Annotated in this window: 10 protein-coding genes, 1 other RNA gene and 2 pseudogenes; 9 read left to right on the forward strand and 4 right to left on the reverse strand. The window is 64.3% G+C overall.

Annotation, left to right across the window (positions count from 1 at the left end; translation table 11 throughout):
* The first annotated feature begins 129 nt into the window (after positions 1–129).
* Positions 130–1,320: an extensin family protein gene (locus GWG65_RS31765; RefSeq protein WP_275199429.1), complete on the forward strand. Its 1,191-nt coding sequence runs from the start codon at positions 130–132 to the stop codon at positions 1,318–1,320.
* A gap of 374 nt (positions 1,321–1,694) precedes the next feature.
* Positions 1,695–3,344 (forward strand): vanadium-dependent haloperoxidase, encoded by a 1,650-nt coding sequence (locus tag GWG65_RS31770; protein WP_275199430.1) that lies wholly within the window; start codon positions 1,695–1,697, stop codon positions 3,342–3,344.
* 154 nt (positions 3,345–3,498) lie between these two features.
* Here GWG65_RS31770 and GWG65_RS31775 read toward each other — a convergent pair whose 3' ends face one another.
* Complete coding sequence (locus GWG65_RS31775; RefSeq protein ID WP_275199431.1) at positions 3,499–4,134, reverse strand: TetR/AcrR family transcriptional regulator; 636 nt, start codon at positions 4,132–4,134, stop codon at positions 3,499–3,501.
* 196 nt (positions 4,135–4,330) lie between these two features.
* Here GWG65_RS31775 and GWG65_RS31780 point away from each other — a divergent pair, with 196 nt between their 5' ends.
* The 4 genes and pseudogenes from GWG65_RS31780 to GWG65_RS31795 all read left to right on the forward strand — a co-directional run bounded on the left by GWG65_RS31780 (position 4,331) and on the right by GWG65_RS31795 (position 11,200).
* Positions 4,331–5,665: an HlyD family secretion protein gene (locus GWG65_RS31780; RefSeq protein WP_275199432.1), complete on the forward strand. Its 1,335-nt coding sequence runs from the start codon at positions 4,331–4,333 to the stop codon at positions 5,663–5,665.
* 213 nt (positions 5,666–5,878) lie between these two features.
* Positions 5,879–7,465 carry a DHA2 family efflux MFS transporter permease subunit gene (locus tag GWG65_RS31785; protein ID WP_275199434.1) on the forward strand — a complete coding sequence of 529 codons (1,587 nt, stop codon included), beginning with the start codon at positions 5,879–5,881 and terminating at the stop codon, positions 7,463–7,465.
* Between the two features lie 512 nt (positions 7,466–7,977).
* Positions 7,978–9,740 (forward strand): annotated as a pseudogene (locus GWG65_RS31790) (ABC transporter ATP-binding protein).
* Positions 9,741–9,796: 56 nt separating this feature from the next.
* Entirely contained in the window at positions 9,797–11,200 is a 1,404-nt protein-coding gene (locus tag GWG65_RS31795) for an MATE family efflux transporter (RefSeq protein WP_275199436.1), read from the forward strand.
* A 15-nt stretch (positions 11,201–11,215) separates the two neighbouring features.
* Here the strand turns inward: GWG65_RS31795 and GWG65_RS31800 are convergent, their stop codons facing one another.
* The gene (locus tag GWG65_RS31800) at positions 11,216–11,959 is read right to left on the reverse strand and encodes a sulfite exporter TauE/SafE family protein (RefSeq protein ID WP_275199437.1); all 744 of its coding nucleotides are present in this window, start codon (positions 11,957–11,959) and stop codon (positions 11,216–11,218) included.
* Positions 11,960–12,095: 136 nt separating this feature from the next.
* A complete protein-coding gene (locus tag GWG65_RS31805; RefSeq protein WP_275199439.1) occupies positions 12,096–13,466 on the reverse strand; it encodes a PLP-dependent aminotransferase family protein in 1,371 nt (456 codons plus the stop codon).
* 78 nt (positions 13,467–13,544) lie between these two features.
* On the opposite strand from GWG65_RS31805, the pseudogene GWG65_RS31810 reads away from it, so the two are divergent.
* A pseudogene (locus tag GWG65_RS31810) lies at positions 13,545–13,937 on the forward strand (DUF983 domain-containing protein); the annotation flags it as partial.
* A 216-nt stretch (positions 13,938–14,153) separates the two neighbouring features.
* Here the strand turns inward: GWG65_RS31810 and rnpB are convergent.
* Positions 14,154–14,580, reverse strand: an RNA gene (gene rnpB / locus GWG65_RS31815) — RNase P RNA component class A.
* 147 nt (positions 14,581–14,727) lie between these two features.
* Here rnpB and GWG65_RS31820 point away from each other — a divergent pair.
* Together GWG65_RS31820 and GWG65_RS31825 are read left to right on the forward strand one after the other, a co-directional pair.
* Positions 14,728–15,078: a YciI family protein gene (locus GWG65_RS31820; RefSeq protein WP_275199443.1), complete on the forward strand. Its 351-nt coding sequence runs from the start codon at positions 14,728–14,730 to the stop codon at positions 15,076–15,078.
* Positions 15,078–16,310 (forward strand): RNA polymerase sigma factor, encoded by a 1,233-nt coding sequence (locus tag GWG65_RS31825; RefSeq protein WP_275199474.1) that lies wholly within the window; start codon positions 15,078–15,080, stop codon positions 16,308–16,310. Before GWG65_RS31820 ends, GWG65_RS31825 begins: the two co-directional genes overlap by 1 nt.
* The last annotated feature ends 118 nt before the right edge of the window (positions 16,311–16,428 follow it).

Below are 16,428 nucleotides of genomic sequence, written 5' to 3' on the forward strand. Positions count from 1 at the left end.
AACAGAAAGGCTCCTCCCAAAAAAGTCAGCCCCGCTGCCGTTCATTCCCGCGGCGACCCCGGCATGGTTAAGGAAGGCTGAAATCAACACGTTGAAGAGTCTTTAAGTAAATTCACCGAACGTGCGCGCATGACGCGCGGAGTTCGTTTGTATCTCGTCGGCTCCATCGTCCTTGTTTCGCTTGCGGGTTGCGGACGCGGCTTCTTCCAGGCCGAACGTGAACCGTGGCGGGCCGAGGCGGAAGCCGCATGCCTGAAGTCGGGCGCGGTGAAGGAGAGCGCGGACATCGTCCGCATCGAGCCGATCTCCGGCCCCGGCATGTGCGGCGCAGAATTCCCGCTGAAAGTCGCCGCCATCGGCGAAGGCTCCTCGAGCTACGGCTTTGCCGACGAGGATTTGCGTCCGCCCGGAAGTATCGGTAACCAGCCGCGCTGGCCGGTGACACAGCCGCGATCCGGCTACCCGCAACGTCAAAACTATCCCGAGAGCGCCGTGCGCCAGCCGTCGGGTTATGACTATGGCGCGTCATCCGGCCCGGTCTCGCTCAGCGCTCCCGGCGTGACGCCGCAGGAGGACGAGATCGACCTGCCACCCGAAGGCACCGATGCCGCGGGTGCGGCGCGCTACATGAATGCGCCGAGCTATCCGGCAAGGCCGCCGGGCCCGGCGCCTTACTCGCAAGCCCCCGCGCAACAACCGCCGCCGCGCCTCGGTCCTGTTCAGGGCAATGCGGTCACCGCCGTCGGCCCGGTCGCCGTGAAACCGGTCGCGACGCTGGCGTGTCCGATCGTGTCCGAACTCGACCGCTGGTTCGCCGACACCGTGCAGCCGTCGGCGATGCGCTGGTTCGGCACCCGCGTCGTCGAGATCAAGCAGATCTCCGCCTATTCCTGCCGCGGCATGAACGGCAATTCGCATGCCCACATCTCAGAGCACGCCTTCGGAAACGCGCTCGATATCGCAGCCTTCGTGCTCGCCGACGGCCGCCGCGTCACCGTGAAGGACGGCTGGCGCGGCATGCCGGAAGAGCAGGGCTTTTTGCGCGACGTGCAGTCCGGGGCGTGCGCGCATTTCACCACCGTGCTGGCGCCGGGCTCCAACGTCTATCACTACGACCACATCCACGTGGACCTGATGCGCCGCGCCAGCCGCCGCCTGATCTGCCAGCCGGCCGCCGTCTCCGGCGATGAGGTTGCCGGACGCGCGCAGCAGCGCAATCCTTACGCGAGTACGCGCGATCCTTATGTCACGGGATCACTCGGCCGCAAGAGCAGCAAGCGTGAGAAGATCAACGAGGAAGACGAGTTCGCGGACGATTAGGCCTGGCGTCGTCGTTCTGCACGAGCGCTGTCCGATCTCGCTCGGCCGCATGAGGCAAGCGAAGCTCGCGGGCAAGATCGGCGAGACACGCCAGTTGATCAGTCGCAATTGCCATCAGGACACCGTGCGATTGCCCGCGCAAAGCTTGCCGAACGAGCCCTCACCGGCTGTCAGCTGTGAATTTGTTCTAGTGTGAGCCGCTTCACATCGCGTCACATCCTTAAGTGATAGTCAACTTCTTGTGCGACCCGAGAGGGGCCGCACATCGAGAGCCGCTCATGCGCGCGCATTCGGTGGATATCCCGCCGCTCGGGACGGTTTTGGTCGGATCCCGGCTCGTCTTCTTGTCCCCGACTTCTGAATGGAGATCTCAGATGGCAGACCTAAGTAAGTTGCCCCAGCCTGCTGCTCCGTGCTTGCCCGCCGGCGTCACGGATCAGCATGGGAAGGATGCCTTTGTCGTGCGCTTCGGGACCGCAACCACTGAGGCGGTGGCCACCGGGAGCGTTTCTCAGAGTGCAAACACAGACCTGGCGAAATTTCCGGATGGTCTCGGTACCTATACCAAGGGACTGAAGCAGGATTCGGCCGGACTTCCTGATCCCGCTACGTTTGATCAATTCCTGAAGGCATGCGGCATCAAGCCTGGTGGTCCTGTCGGCGATTTCGGGCACCCAAACATCGTGCTCGGAGGTCAGGCCAAGCTCAATGGGCCGCGCGGCGCCTTTGCCTTGCAACTCATCGGAAAGGACTCGCGCGGAATCGGCAGTCTAGTCGTTCCGGCGGCACCCGCGCTGGATTCGACCGAATATGCGATCGAACTGGTCGAACTCTACTGGGCTTCGCTCCTGCGGGACGTACCGTTCACCCAGTATGCAACAAATGCAACGGCGCAGGCAGCCGCTCTCGAACTGAGCGATCTGGTCGCTGCCTTTCCAGGCAAGTATGCCGGACCTCTTGACGGAGGGAATGTTACACCCGGGGTTCTCTTCCGCGGCGGCTTCAATGCGCATCCAAAGTACTTCGGAGGAGAGACCGTCGGTCCCTACATATCCCAGCTGTGCCTCTTGCCGACGTCTATCGGGCGCGTGCCGCTCGATCAGAAGATCAAGACATTTGTCGGCGGCAAAGACTTCATGACCAGCACGACGGACTGGAAGAACATCCAGAGCGGCATTTTGCCGTCTCAGGTCCTCTCGTTCGACGATCATCCGCGCTACGTTCGAAACGGACGCGACACGGCGGCGTACACACAGGTCGACGAACTGTATCAAGCCTACTTCATTGCGTATCTTGTGTGCTCGACCTTGGGCATTGGCCCAAACCCCACCAATCCGTACACCACGACATACAAGAAGAACGAAAAGCCGTTTGGCACCTTCGGGGGTCCCGACGTCACCGCGACCTTGGGCGCAGTGGCAAGAGCTGCCCTCAATGCGGTGTGGTATCAGAAGTGGGCCGTCCATCTTCGGCACCGGCCCGAGTCTGGCGGCGGCATCGTTCAACTGCTGAAGGACAATGTGCTGAATTCGACCGATAAGGCCAAGCTGACCAACTTCGATATCGTTCTCAAATCGGCCGCGCTCAATCTAAGCGCTGTTCGGAACGGGAACTATTTACTTTCGCAGGCTTTCCCGGAGGGCTCACCTACTCACCCGGCCTATCCGACCGGTCATGGAACGGTGGCCGGCGCATGCATCACCGTGCTGAAATTCTTCCTCGATGGTGACGCAGGGATTGTCCATCCGGTCGTGCCGTCCCCTGATGGCTCGTATCTTGAGCCCTATGTTGGCCCCGGCACGCTCACCATCAACGGAGAGTTGCACAAACTCGCCCATAACATTTCTTTCGGTCACGGCATTCATGCCGGAATTCACTGGCGAAGCGACACGGACTACTCGCTGTTGCTCGGTGAAGCGATAGCTATATCGTTCCTGGAAGATCAGATGTGGACATACCAGGAGCGGTTTGACGTCACCATCACCAAGATGAATGGTTCGAAGCACCACTTCAAGAACCACTAGAAGGTCGGGCGCGAATGGCATCATCCACCCGAATTCGGGTGGATGATCTTCGCCGCGAGGCGAAGAAATGAGTTCGAAGACGAGTTCAGCCGCGGCCATGACGGCGTTGAGACGGCTGTGCGTGATACTGTGAGCGGCGCCTTTGATGCCGCGCTCACTTCCGGCGATAAGCCGCCAGGAACATCCGCGTTGCGCTGTCAACCACCTCGGCAATGCGTTCCTCCGACGGCGTGGGTGCCGCCTGGAACACGAAGGGCAGGAACAGTGAGGCCTTGGACAATTCCATGAACTGCGAGGCCGCAAGGTCGCAATCGTCGATCTTGAGATCGCCGGCGGCCACATGGGCTTTGAGATATTCGGAGAGCCGATTGATGGTCTTGTCCAGCACGCGCAGATAATAGCGCCGGCCGACGTCGGGCATGCGCTCGGCGATCGCCATCACGGTGCGGATCGCCGATCCGCCGCCGGGCCGGCAGAGCAGATGGATGTAGGCCTGGCCGAAATCTCTCAGCGTGGTCTCGACATCGCGCGCGGGATCGAAATTGAACGCGACCTGACCGTGCTGGAGCGCCTCCTGCTCGAGGATGGCTTCGAACAGCGCGGATTTGTCCGCGAAGTAGACGTAGAGCGTGCCCTTGGAGACCGCGGCCGCGCGGGCGATCTCACCCATGCTGGCGCCGTCAAAGCCGAGATCCATGAACACCTTGCGGGCACCGTCCAGGATCTGGCGGCGTTTGGAGCTGTCTTCTTCGGAGACGGCATGCAAATGTTCGCGGTCGGCTGCAACCATTGGTTTAGGGTCTCGAAAGGTTGTGGGGCGGTGTTTGGCACTTTGAAACGCAAATAAAGGATTCGGGCCAGTACGCTCCTCCCAGGGTTGATAATGTATATTGACCGAACCGTTCGGTCAATGATATTTGGGGTGAGCGAGAGGGAAGCCTGCGGCGGCTGGCCCCGGATCGTGTTTTTTTGTTGGGGAGGCCGTTATGGCCACATCGAGAGATCAGGCTGCGCGCGCCCTTCGCCGGGAAGCGGTGGAGACGACGCCGGAGCAGGCCGGAGCTGAAGCCGGGACTGAAAAAGCCGCCGCGCTCGCCGAACAGTTGCGCTCCCATGTGGCCGAAGACGCCAACCGTCGCACCAGCGAGGTGGCGGAGAAGCCCGTGACCGACAAGCCGGCCCCGACCGCACCTGCCCCCGGTGCGCCTCCAGCTGCGGCAGGCGCGCCCAAATCCGGCAAACGCAAATTCGTCCTGATGGGCGTCGGCCTCCTGCTGGCGCTCGCGGCCGCGAGCTATGCCGGCTACTACACGCTGGTCGGCCGCTTCTACGTCTCCACCGACGACGCCTATGTCCGTGCCAACAACACCATGCTCGGCGCGCGCGTCGCCGGCCACATCTCCTCAATTCTCGCCGGCGACAACACGCTGGTGCGCGCCGGCGATATCATCCTGCGCATCGACGACGGCGACTACAAGATCGCTGTCGATGCCGCCGCGACCCGGATTGCGACCCAGCAGGCCACCATCGATCGCATCGGACGCCAGGTTGCCGCCCTCGACAGCCAGGTTGCACAGGCCAAGGCGCAGCTGGTCTCCGCGGAAGCCGGTCTCAAGCGCGCCGATCTTGACTACGAGCGCCAGCAGGCGCTGAACGCCAAGGGCTTTGCCTCGCGCGCCATTTTCGAGACCTCGGAAGCCGGGCGTGACCAGGGCGCCGCTGCGGTCAAGGCCGCGCAGGCCGCCTACGACGTCGCCGTCAGCAATGTCGACGTCGCCAAGGCGCAGCAGGCCGAAGCGCAGGCGCAGCTCGCCGAGTTCAAGACCACCCTCGCCAAGGCCGAACGTGACCTCAGTTTCACCGCGGTACGCGCGCCGGTCGACGGTACGTTCTCGAACCGCCTCGTCAGCGCCGGCGACTTCGTCGCGGTCGGCCAGCGTCTCGGCAACGTCGTGCCGCTCGACAGCGTCTATATCGACGCCAACTTCAAGGAAACCCAGCTCAAGCGCATCCGACCCGGCCAGCCGGTGACGATCAAGGTCGATGCCTACGGCATGCGCAAATTCGCCGGCGTCGTCGACAGCATCGCAGCGGGCGCGGGCTCGGTGTTCACGCTGCTGCCGCCGGACAACGCTACCGGCAACTTCACCAAGATCGTGCAGCGCGTGCCGGTCCGCATCCGCGTGCCCAAGGCTGTCGCCAAGCAGAACCTGCTCCGTGCCGGCATGTCGGTCTATGCGACCGTCGACACCAACAAGGGCGCGGCGGACGCCGACAGCGAGATCGATCTCGACGATCCCGCCACGATTCACCCGCAGTAGGATTGGCTGCGATGATGCGCAGCTGCGCCATAGCCCCGAGCGACGCTGCGCTCCCTCTCCCGCTTGCGGGAGAGGGCAGGGGAGAGGGTGTCTCCGCTAGGGAGACTCCCCGAGAGGATAGAGCCCTCACCCGCCGCGCTCTTCGAGCGCGTCGACCTCTCCTGCAAGCGGGAGAGGTAAGACGAACCTGCGGCTTGAGTGAGAGCTGACGCCATGGCGAACGCCACGACTGCTTCACCTGCCATGATGGCGGCCCCGGCTTCGGAGCGCATCGCGCCTAAACGGCTGATCGCCTTCATCATCATGGTGTTCGGGATGTTCATGTCGATCCTGGACATCCAGATCGTCTCGGCGTCCTTGAGCGAAATCCAGGCCGGCCTGTCGGCCAGCTCCAGCGAAGTCTCCTGGGTCCAGACCGCCTATCTGATTGCCGAAGTCATCGCGATCCCACTGTCGGGCTTCCTGTCGCGCGCGTTCGGAACGCGGTTGCTGTTCGCGATCTCGGCGGCCGGCTTCACCATTTCGAGCCTGCTCTGCGGCTTTGCCACGACGATCGAGGAGATGATCCTGTGGCGCGCGCTCCAGGGATTTCTCGGCGCCGGCATGATCCCCACGGTGTTCGCCTCCGCCTATACCGTGTTCCCGCGCTCGAAATTCCACATCGTCGGTCCCATCATCGGCCTCGTCGCGACCTTGGCCCCGACCATCGGGCCGACCGTCGGCGGCTACATCACCGATCTGATGACGTGGAACTGGCTGTTCTTCATCAACGTCGTGCCCGGCATCGGCATCACCATCGGCGTGCTGGCGCTGGTCGATTTCGACGAGCCGCATTTCGAATTGCTCGACCGTTTCGACTGGTGGGGCCTGATCTTCATGGCCGGCTTCCTCGGCACGCTGGAATATGTGCTGGAGGAAGGCCCGCAATATGAATGGATGCAGGATCCTTCGGTCGCGATCTGCGCCTGGATCTGCGCCATCTCGGCGATCGCTTTCTTTTGGCGCGTCTTCACGGCGGCCGAGCCGATCGTCAACCTGCGCACCTTCTCCAACCGCAATTTTGCGATCGGTTGCCTGCTCCAGTTCTGCATCGGCATTGGTCTCTACGGCCTGACCTACATCTATCCGCGCTATCTCGCCGAAGTGCGCGGTTACAGCGCGCTGATGATCGGCGAGACCATGTTCGTCTCCGGCATCACCATGTTCCTGGTCGCGCCGCTGGTCGGCCGGCTGATGGCGAAGTACGACATGCGCTACATGATTGCCTTCGGGCTGATCGTGTTCGCACTCGGCTCCTACCAGATGACCTGGATCACGCGCGACTACGATTTCTATGAGCTGCTCATGCCGCAGATCCTGCGCGGCATCGGCATGATGTTCGCGATGGTGCCGACCAACAACATCGCGCTCGGCACGCTGGCGCCGGACCGGGTCAAGAACGCCTCGGGCCTGTTCAACCTGATGCGCAATCTCGGCGGCGCGGTCGGGCTCGCCGTGATCAACACTGTGCTCAACGACCGCACCGACCTCCACATCACGCGTCTCCAGGAGCGCGTGACCTGGGGCAATGCGACCGCGACCGAAACCCTGAACATGTTCATGCAGAAGTTTCAGGGGCTCGGCGACGCCACGCTGATGGCGATGAAGCAGCTCAGCCAGATCGTGCACCGCCAGGCCGTGGTGATGAGCTTTGGCGATGCCTTCTTCATGCTGACGCTGTTCTATCTCGGCCTCAGTCTCACGGTCATGCTGCTGAAAAAGCCGGCTTCGCCGTTCGGCGCCAGCGGCGACGCGCACTAGACGGCCATATACCCAGTGTCATCGCCCGACTTGATCGGGCGATCCAGTATTCCAGAGACAGCAGTAATTGACCTGATGGGCCGCGGCGTACTGGATGCCCCGGACAAGCCGGGGCATGACAGCGAAATCGAATCGGCACCAGCGGCGACGCGCACTAAATTGCAACACTCGCGCGCGATCTCGCGCGAGCCCCGTTGCAAATCGCAAACGATACATCTATAAAGCGCACCTCATTGAATCGAACCGGGGAGGATTTGCATGATTTCGTCGCATTCGCAGATCGCACGCCCGCGCTCGATGATGTTCTGGCTCGGTATGTGCTCGGCCTTCTAGAGGCCCTTTCCGCCAGCTTCGATTGGGCCAAAGTTTCGGCCAAGCGTCCCGATCGCTCCGCTTCCCAGATCCTGACTTCCAAAGTCCAAGTCAAATTTGAGTGACGCCGCCTCGGCCCTCGCGGCCGGCCTGCGTCCATCGATGGAGCCGGCCCGCGCGAGATGCGGCCGGGTGATGTCATGACCGTTCTGTCAAAAAGGCCCGCGGCAATACGCGTGGTGCTGCCGTTCGTGTTCCGGCACTGGCTGAAGCAGCCGGGGCGCACCCTCATCGTGGCCGGCGGCCTGCTGGGGGCGACCATCGCCGACCTGTTCATGCCAGTGTTCTCGGGACATCTGGTCGACGCGCTGACGCGCGGCCCGTCCGATCCGGATGCGCGTCACGCGGCGCTGGTGGCGCTGGGCGGAATCGTGGCGCTGGGCGCAGCCTCCATGGTGCTGCGGCTGACCGGCCTCCAGGCGATCGTGCCGTTCACGCTGAAAATCATGTCCGAGGTCGCCGAAGGCGCTTTCATGCGCGTGCAGCGCTTCTCGACCGACTGGCACGCCAATTCCTTCGCCGGATCCACGGTGCGCAAGGTCACCCGCGGCATGTGGGCGCTCGACCTGTTGAACGACACCATATTGATGGCGCTGGCGCCCTCGCTGCTGGTGCTGATCGGGTCGATGATCCTGCTCGGCGTGCACTGGGCCTCGCTTGGCGCGGTGATCGCGCTTGGCGCGCTGGTATATGTCACGATGACGGTGCTGTTCTCCACGCGCTACATCGCGCCGGCCGCGCGGGTCTCCAACGCCTGGGACACCAAGGTCGGCGGCACGCTGGCTGACGCTCTGACATGCAACGCGGTGGTGAAGTCGTTTGGCGCGGAAGCGCGCGAGGATGCGCGGCTTGGCCGTGTCATCAGCCGCTGGCGCGTCCGCGTGCGGCGGACCTGGCTGCGCTACAACTACACCAATCTGGCGCAGCTTGCGGTGCTGCTGGCCTTACGCGCCTCCGTGATCGGCGGATCGGTGCTGCTGTGGATGTCGGGGCACGCCTCGCCGGGCGACGTCACCTATGTGCTGACCAGCTACTACGTCATCCACGCGTATTTGCGTGACGTCGGCATGCACATCAACAACCTGCAGCGCTCGGTCAACGACATGGAGGAGCTGGTGGCGATCCATGACGAGCCGCGATCGAGGGCGGCGAGATTATGTTCGACGGCGTCACATTCCACTATGGCGGCCATCGCGCGCCGCTGTACGACGGTCTGTCGGCAACGATCCGCGCCGGCGAACGGGTCGGCCTCGTCGGCCGCTCCGGCTCGGGCAAGACCACCTTCGTCAAGCTGGTGCAGCGGCTCTACGACGTCTCGGATGGTCGCATCCTGATCGACGGGCAGGACATCGCGAAGGCGACGCAGCAATCGCTGCGCAGCCAGATCGCGATCGTGCAGCAGGATCCGATCCTGTTTCATCGCTCGCTCGCCGAGAACATCGCGTACGGCCGGCCCGGCGCCAGCCTGGAGGCGATCGAGCAGGCGGCGCGGCTCGCCAATGCGCACGACTTCATCCTGCGCCTGCCGAAGGGTTGCGGCACCCTGGTCGGCGAGCGCGGCGTAAAACTGTCGGGCGGCGAGCGGCAGCGCGTGGCGCTGGCGCGCGCCTTCCTGGCCGATGCGCCGGTGCTGATCCTGGATGAGGCGACCTCGAGCCTGGATTCGGAATCGGAGGCGCTGATCCAGCAGGCGATGGAGCGGCTGATGAAGGGCCGCACCTCGATCGTGATCGCGCACCGGCTATCGACGGTGCGCAGCCTCGATCGCATCCTGGTGTTCGACCGCGGCGAGATCGTCGAGCAGGGCACCCATGCCACGCTCGCGAGCAAGCCAGGGGGCATCTACCGCGGCCTGTTCGAGCGCCAGGTGGTGGAGCTCGGGCACGTCGCAGCAGCGGAATGAGCCGCGCGGCAGCGGGACGAAAGTCCCGCCGTCACGCCGCCAGAGGATGGAATGACATGAAAGACCTGACGAACGGCTCCATCGCGAAGCACATCCTGGGCATGGCGCCACCGATCATGGTCGGCATGATCACGATCATGATCTGCCAGCTGGTCGATCTGTACTTCGTTTCGGGATTGGGCGATGCCGCGGTCGCGGGTGTGGCGGCGGCCGGCAATGCCGGCTTTCTCGTCAACGCGCTGATGCAGGTGCTCGGCGTCGGCACGGTGGCGCTGATCGCGCATGCCGTGGGACGCAAGGATCGGCTGGATGCCAACCCGATCTTCAACCAGGCGATCGTGCTGTCGGTGCTGTTCGGCCTTTTCACCCTGGCCGCAGGCGCCGCGCTGTCGCGCCTCTACATGCGTTCGATTGCCGCGGATCAAGCCACGATCGAGGCGGGGACCACGTATCTGTTGTGGTTCATGCCGGCGCTCGCGCTGCAATTCGCCACCCAGGTGATGGGATCGGCGCTGCGCGCCACCGGCATCGTGCGTCCCGCCATGCTGGTGCAGGCGCTTGCGGTCGTCATCAACATCACGCTGGCGCCGGTGCTGATCCTGGGCTGGGGCACAGGCTATGCGCTCGGCGTCGCCGGAGCGGGACTGGCGAGCTCGATCGCGGTCGCGATCGGCGTCGTGATGCTGCTGGCGTATTTCCGCAAGGTCGAGCGCTATGTCGCCTTCGATCCGGCGCAGTGGCGTCCGCAAGCGCGCCATCTGAAGCGCATCCTCAATGTCGGTCTGCCTGCCGGCGGCGAGTTCGCGATGATGTTCATCTTCATGGCGGTGGTCTATTTCGTGCTGCGCGATTTCGGCGCGGCGGCGCAGGCGGGTTTCGGGATCGGACAGCGCGTTCTCGGACTGATACAGATGCCGGCGCTTGCGGTTGCGCTCGCCGCCGGGCCGATCGCCGGCCAGAACGTGGGCGCTGGAAACGGCGAGCGCGTGCGGGAAACCTTCGTCAAGGCGGCGCTGATCACCAGTGTGGTGATGATCGGCTTCATGTGCCTTGCGCAGTTGAAGCCGGAGCTCTTGCTCGCCGGATTTTCGAACGACCGGGAGACCATGGCGATCGCCTTCCTGTTCCTGCGGATCATCTCGCTCAACATGGTCGCGCAGGGCCTGATCTTCACCTGCTCGAGCATGTTCCAGGGCCTCGGCAACACCAAGCCGGTGCTGTGGAGCTCGGCAACGCGCGTGTTCACCTATTCGCTGCCGGCGATCTGGCTGTCGACGCGCCCGGGCTTCCGGATGGAGCACGTCTGGTACCTGTCGATCGCAGCGACCACGCTGCAGGCCGCCCTGAGCCTGTGGTTGCTACGCCGCGAATTTGGCAAGCGCCTGGTGGTGCTCCGGCAGGAGGCTCCGGAGCAGGCCGTGCCTGAGCCCGTCGCGCCTCCCGTGCGGGCGCCTGCGTAGCGACAGCTTGTCGTCTTAGTGCGCACCAAAACTGTTCCAGACAAGGCCGACGCCCGACAGGAACAACAGGCCGAGCACGACATCACCAAAATGCTTGTCGCTCAGCCCGCGATAGATGCGCGCGCCGGCCCATGCGCCGACCAGCGTGCCCGGAAACGCGACCAGCGCGAGCCAGACCACCTTGAGCGCGACGAGGCCCGAGGCCGTCTGCAACACCAGGGCAGTGGCGAGCACCGTGAAATTGAAGAGCTGGAAGATGCCGCGCCGCTCGTGCTTGTTCCAGCCGCGGATGTTGGCCCAGAGGATCGGCAGCGGCCCCGACAATCCGGCGAGCCCGCCCAGGATGCCGCCGGCAAAGCCGATCGCGCCGTCGGCGATGCGGCCGCCGAACGTGATGGCGAGCGGTCGCTTGTTCAGATAAAGCGCAGTCGAAAAGATCAAGATCAGCACGCCGACGCTCAGCTTGAACACTTTTGGATCGGCGGACGCCACCATCATGATCCCGAGCGGCACGCCGGCGAGGCCGCCGATCAGGAACGGCCACACCAGCGAGAGGTCAAAGCTGTTCCACATCGACGGCAGTGTCGAGGTCTGCGCGATCACCGAGCAGATCAGCACCAGGGGCACCGCGAGCGAGGGCGGCAGCACGTAGAGCCAGATGCCGAGCGCCATCAGCGCCGTGCCGAACCCGGCCAGCCCGGAGACGAAGCCGCCGGCCAGCGCGCCGAACAGCAGCAACGCGTAGTTGGACGCCTCCACCGGTGAATCCCTGTCGCTTCCCGCGATCCCGAAGCGGTGATCGCCGCTTGGCGCATAGCACAGATGCGACCGCAGTGGTCAATCTCAAAACCGCACGCAAGCATGATGTCCCGGGGGCGGGTGTTCGGATCGTGCCCTAGACGATCTGCCTGCTGTCGACCGGTTTGTGCAGCGCGCTGACGAGGATGCGTAGCGCCTCCGCCAATTCCGCTCTGTTCCGCGCCGCGCCGAGCGAGACGCGCGCCGCAAGAGGCGTCGTCGCATCGACCGCGAAGGCATCGGCGGCCACGACTGCGAGCCCATTGCGCAACAGATGTGCCGCGACGTCGGGGCGACCTTCAGGCAGCCGCAGCCACAGATGATGCGCAGCCGGCTTGGCCAGGAACTGAAAACCCTTCAGCGCGCGTTGCGCCAGTTGCTGGCGGCCGACGGCTTCGTTGCGGATCGCGGCAATGATGCGGTCCGCGATGCCGTTTTCGAGCCAATGCGTCACCAGCGCGACCATCAGCGGCGCCGGCATCTGCACGGTGGCCTGCAAATAGCTCCGCATCTCCTGCTGCGCGGTGCTGTCGGGCGTCACCAGATAGGCGACGCGCAGCGCCGGCGCGATGCATTTTGACAGCGTCGTCGCCAGATACGTCCGCTCCGGAATAAGGTTGGCGATCGGCGATGCCGAGCGATCGAGCAGGCCATAGGCGTCGTCCTCGATCAGCGTGGTGCCGGCATCGCGGATGATCCTTGCGATAGCGCTGCGCCGCTCGGGGAGAAGCGTCGCGGTGGTCGGATTGTGCAGCGTCGGGATGAGGTAGACGGCCCTTGGCTTATGCGCACGGCAAGCCTTTGCCAGCGCGTCGGGCAGAATACCGCCATCATCCATCGTGACCCCGACGAGCTTGACGCCGAGCCGCGCCGCGGCCGCCTTGATGCCGGGGAAGGTGAGGGCCTCCGTCAGCACCACGTCCCCCGGCCGCGCGAGGCAGGCGAGCAGGTTGAACAGGATCGTCTGCGCGCCCGGATAGACCACGAGCCGGTCGGCATGCGCATCCGGAACGCGTGTGCGCATCCACCTTGCCGCGACCTCACGATCATGCGCGCTGCCGCCGGGCGGCTGGTAGTTGAGGTGCGCGGTCAATCCCGATTGCGCGCGGATGGCCTCGAGCCCCGCGATGATGCGCTCGTCGAGCTGCGCTTCGAGCGGATGCGGCGGCACGTTCATCGAGAGGTCGATCGCGACGGGATGCGGCAGGTCGACCGCGCGGCGCGCGCTGGTCTCCGACACGAACGAACCCTGCCCGACCCGGGCCTCCAGGATCCCGCGACGTCGCGCCTCGGTGTAAGCGCGCGTCACCGTGGTCAGGTCGATGCCGAGCGCTTTTGCCAGCGCGCGCTGCGTCGGCAATTGCTGGCCGCGCACCAGCCGGCCGGCTGCGATATCGGCCTCCATGGCATCGACGATGCGCTGGTAGCGCGGCCCGCTCAGCTCCGAGATTGTAGGGATCCATTCCATGCAAATACGGCTCATATCCTTTGAATGTATGGATACAAGATACTATTGTATGGATCGTTGAAAAGGAAGAGGTGGGTCATGGCGACCGGTTCAGTCTCTCTGGCAAAGGCGATGTGGCGCGGTTTTAGCGGCAAATGTCCGAACTGCGGGGAAGGGCACATGTTCGGCCGCTTCCTGAAGGTCGCCGATAGCTGCGATCATTGCGGCGAGGAGCTGTCTCATCAGCGCGCCGACGACTTTCCGGCCTATCTCGTGATGGTCGTGGTCGGGCATCTCGTGGTGCCCGCGATCCTCGCGGTCGAGACCGCCTATGCGCCGCCGGTCTCGCTGCAACTGGCAGTGTGGCTGCCGGTGACCCTGTTTGCCTCGCTTGCGTTGCTGCAGCCGACCAAGGGCGCCATCGTCGGACTGCAATGGCAGCTCGGCATGCACGGGTTCGAGGCGAGCAAACTGCGGCGGGAGGCCGGTCAGCTCGTCCTTGCGAAGGCGGCGCGGCACCAACTGACGCCGTCATTCCGGGGCGTGCAAAGCGCGAACCCGGAATCCATTCGTCCACCGACTCTGCGGCCCGATGGATTCTCTGATGCGCATTGCGCATCATAGTTCGTGCTGCGCACGCCCCGGAATGACGGAGAAGAAAAAAATGGTGAGGGGCCCGATGCGCTAGCATCGAACCCCTCGTTGCAAGATATCAGCCGGCCTGTAAGCCGGGTTCTGTAGGGCACCGCCTGCTTGCGCCGGCGATACGTGACGGCCATTCCTCTGGGGCAATGTTTGCACATTGCCTCGAGCAACCTACCCGGACGGCGGGCCTGACATCGCCCCGCGGCGTTATCGCTTGCGCGAACAGCCCGCTTAAGCCGTCCCTATTCGGTTTTGCTCCCGGTGGGGTTTGCCATGCCGGCTCCGTTGCCGGAGCCGCGGTGCGCTCTTACCGCACCTTTTCACCCTTACCCTGCGAAGCCGAAGGCGAAGCAGGGCGGTTCGTTCTCTGTGGCACTTTCCCTGAGGTCACCCTCGCCGGACGTTATCCGGCACCGCATGTCAAGGGAGCCCGGACTTTCCTCCCCGGCGGCCTTTCGGCACTTGCAGGGGCGGCCGTCCGGCCGACTGACGGCTTACGCATGGGCATTTGTGACGGTTCCGTCAAGCGGAGATCGCCGCGCACGCGGCCTGAAAATATTTTATCCTGAAGGTGTCGTTTGACGTGTGGCCCGTTCGACTGGATGTCGGCAACCCAGCCGAACAACAGGAGTAAGCGATGCAGTATCTGCTGCTGATCTATCGGAACGAAGCGGAATTGAGCAAGATGACCCCGGAGGACCGCCAGAAGATGTCGGCGGAGTACGGCACCTATACACAGTCCATTGTCCAGAGTGGCCATTTCAAGGCCGGGGACGGACTGCAGCCGACGACCACCGCGACCACCGTGCGCGTGCGCGAGGGCAAGACTCTCACGACCGACGGCCCGTTCGCGGAAACGCGTGAGCAACTCGGCGGCTATTATCTGGTCGAAGCCAAGGATCTCGACGCAGCGATCGCGCTGGCCGCGCGGATTCCCGGGGCCCGGGACGGATCCATCGAGGTCAGGCCGGTCATGATCTACAAGTGATCTCTCCGGCCGACATCGATCGAATTTTTCGCGACGAGGCGGGGCGGGCGCTGGCCACGCTGATCCGCCTCGTCGGCGATTTCGATCTCGCCGAGGATGCGCTCCAGGATGCCTTTGCGGTCGCGGTGGAGCGTTGGTCTACGTGCGAGGTGCCCGACAATCCGCGCGCCTGGCTGGTCAATATCGGCCGCAACAAGGCGATCGACCGCATCCGCCGCCGGGCTGTTTTTCGCGCCAAGCAGCAGGCGCTGGTGCATGAGCTCGAGCTCAATGCGCACGCTCCCGACGAGCCGCCGGCAATGCTCGACGACGACATGCTGCGGCTGATCTTCACCTGCTGCCATCCCGCATTTGCGCCCGAGGTCCAGGTCGCGCTGACGTTGCGCACCGTCTGCGGCCTCTCCACCGCGCAGGTCGCCCGCGCCTTTCTCGTCAGCGAAGAGGCGATGTCGCAGCGGCTCGTCCGCGCCAAGCAGAAGATCAGGCTCGCCGGAATACCCTACGAGGTGCCGGAGCGCGACGCGCTGGCGCCGCGGCTCGACGGTGTGCTCGCCGTGATCTATCTGGTTTTTACTGAAGGATATGTGGCGACCTCAGGGGCAGACCTGATGCGGCCCGATCTCGCCATCGAAGCCATTCGGCTCGGACGCTTGCTCGATCGGCTGATGCCCGATCGCGCCGGGATCAAAGGCCTGCTCGCGCTGATGCTGCTGCATGACGCGCGGCGCGCCGGGCGCGAGACCGCGGCCGGCGACATCGTGCTGCTGGAAGAACAGGACCGCACATTGTGGGATCGCGCGCAGATCGAGGAAGGATTGCTGCTGGTGGACGACGCGCTGCGAACGCCCGGCCGGCCGCAGCCTTATGCGGTGCAGGCCGCGATCGCCGCGCTCCACGCCCGCGCGCCGAGCTACGCGCAAACCGACTGGCCGCAGATCGCCGGGCTTTATGAGGTGTTGCTGCGGATCAACCCATCTGCGGTGATCGAGCTCAACCACGCAGCAGCGGTGTCGATGGTCGACGGGCCGGGACGCGCGCTCGATCTCGTCGACGCAATCGCCGCGCGCGGCGCGCTCGAGGGCTATGAGATGTTGCCCGCGGTGCGGGCCGATTTGCTGCGGCGGCTGGGGCGGAAGGACGAGGCGCGTGCTGCGTATCGCGCGGCGACAGAGGCGACGCAGTTGGAGCCGCTGCGGCGATTGTACGCGCGGCGGATGAACGAACTTGGCTAGCCGCCAAAACCTCCGTCATTGCGAGCGCAGCGAAGCAATCCAGTCAGCCTCGGCTGAGACAGTCTGGATTGCTTCGTCGCAAGAGCTCCTCGCAATGACGAGCATGTGGTTAGCATCG

Origin of the sequence: Bradyrhizobium sp. CSA207, assembly GCF_029051685.1 — a bacterium.
Lineage (GTDB): Bacteria > Pseudomonadota > Alphaproteobacteria > Rhizobiales > Xanthobacteraceae > Bradyrhizobium.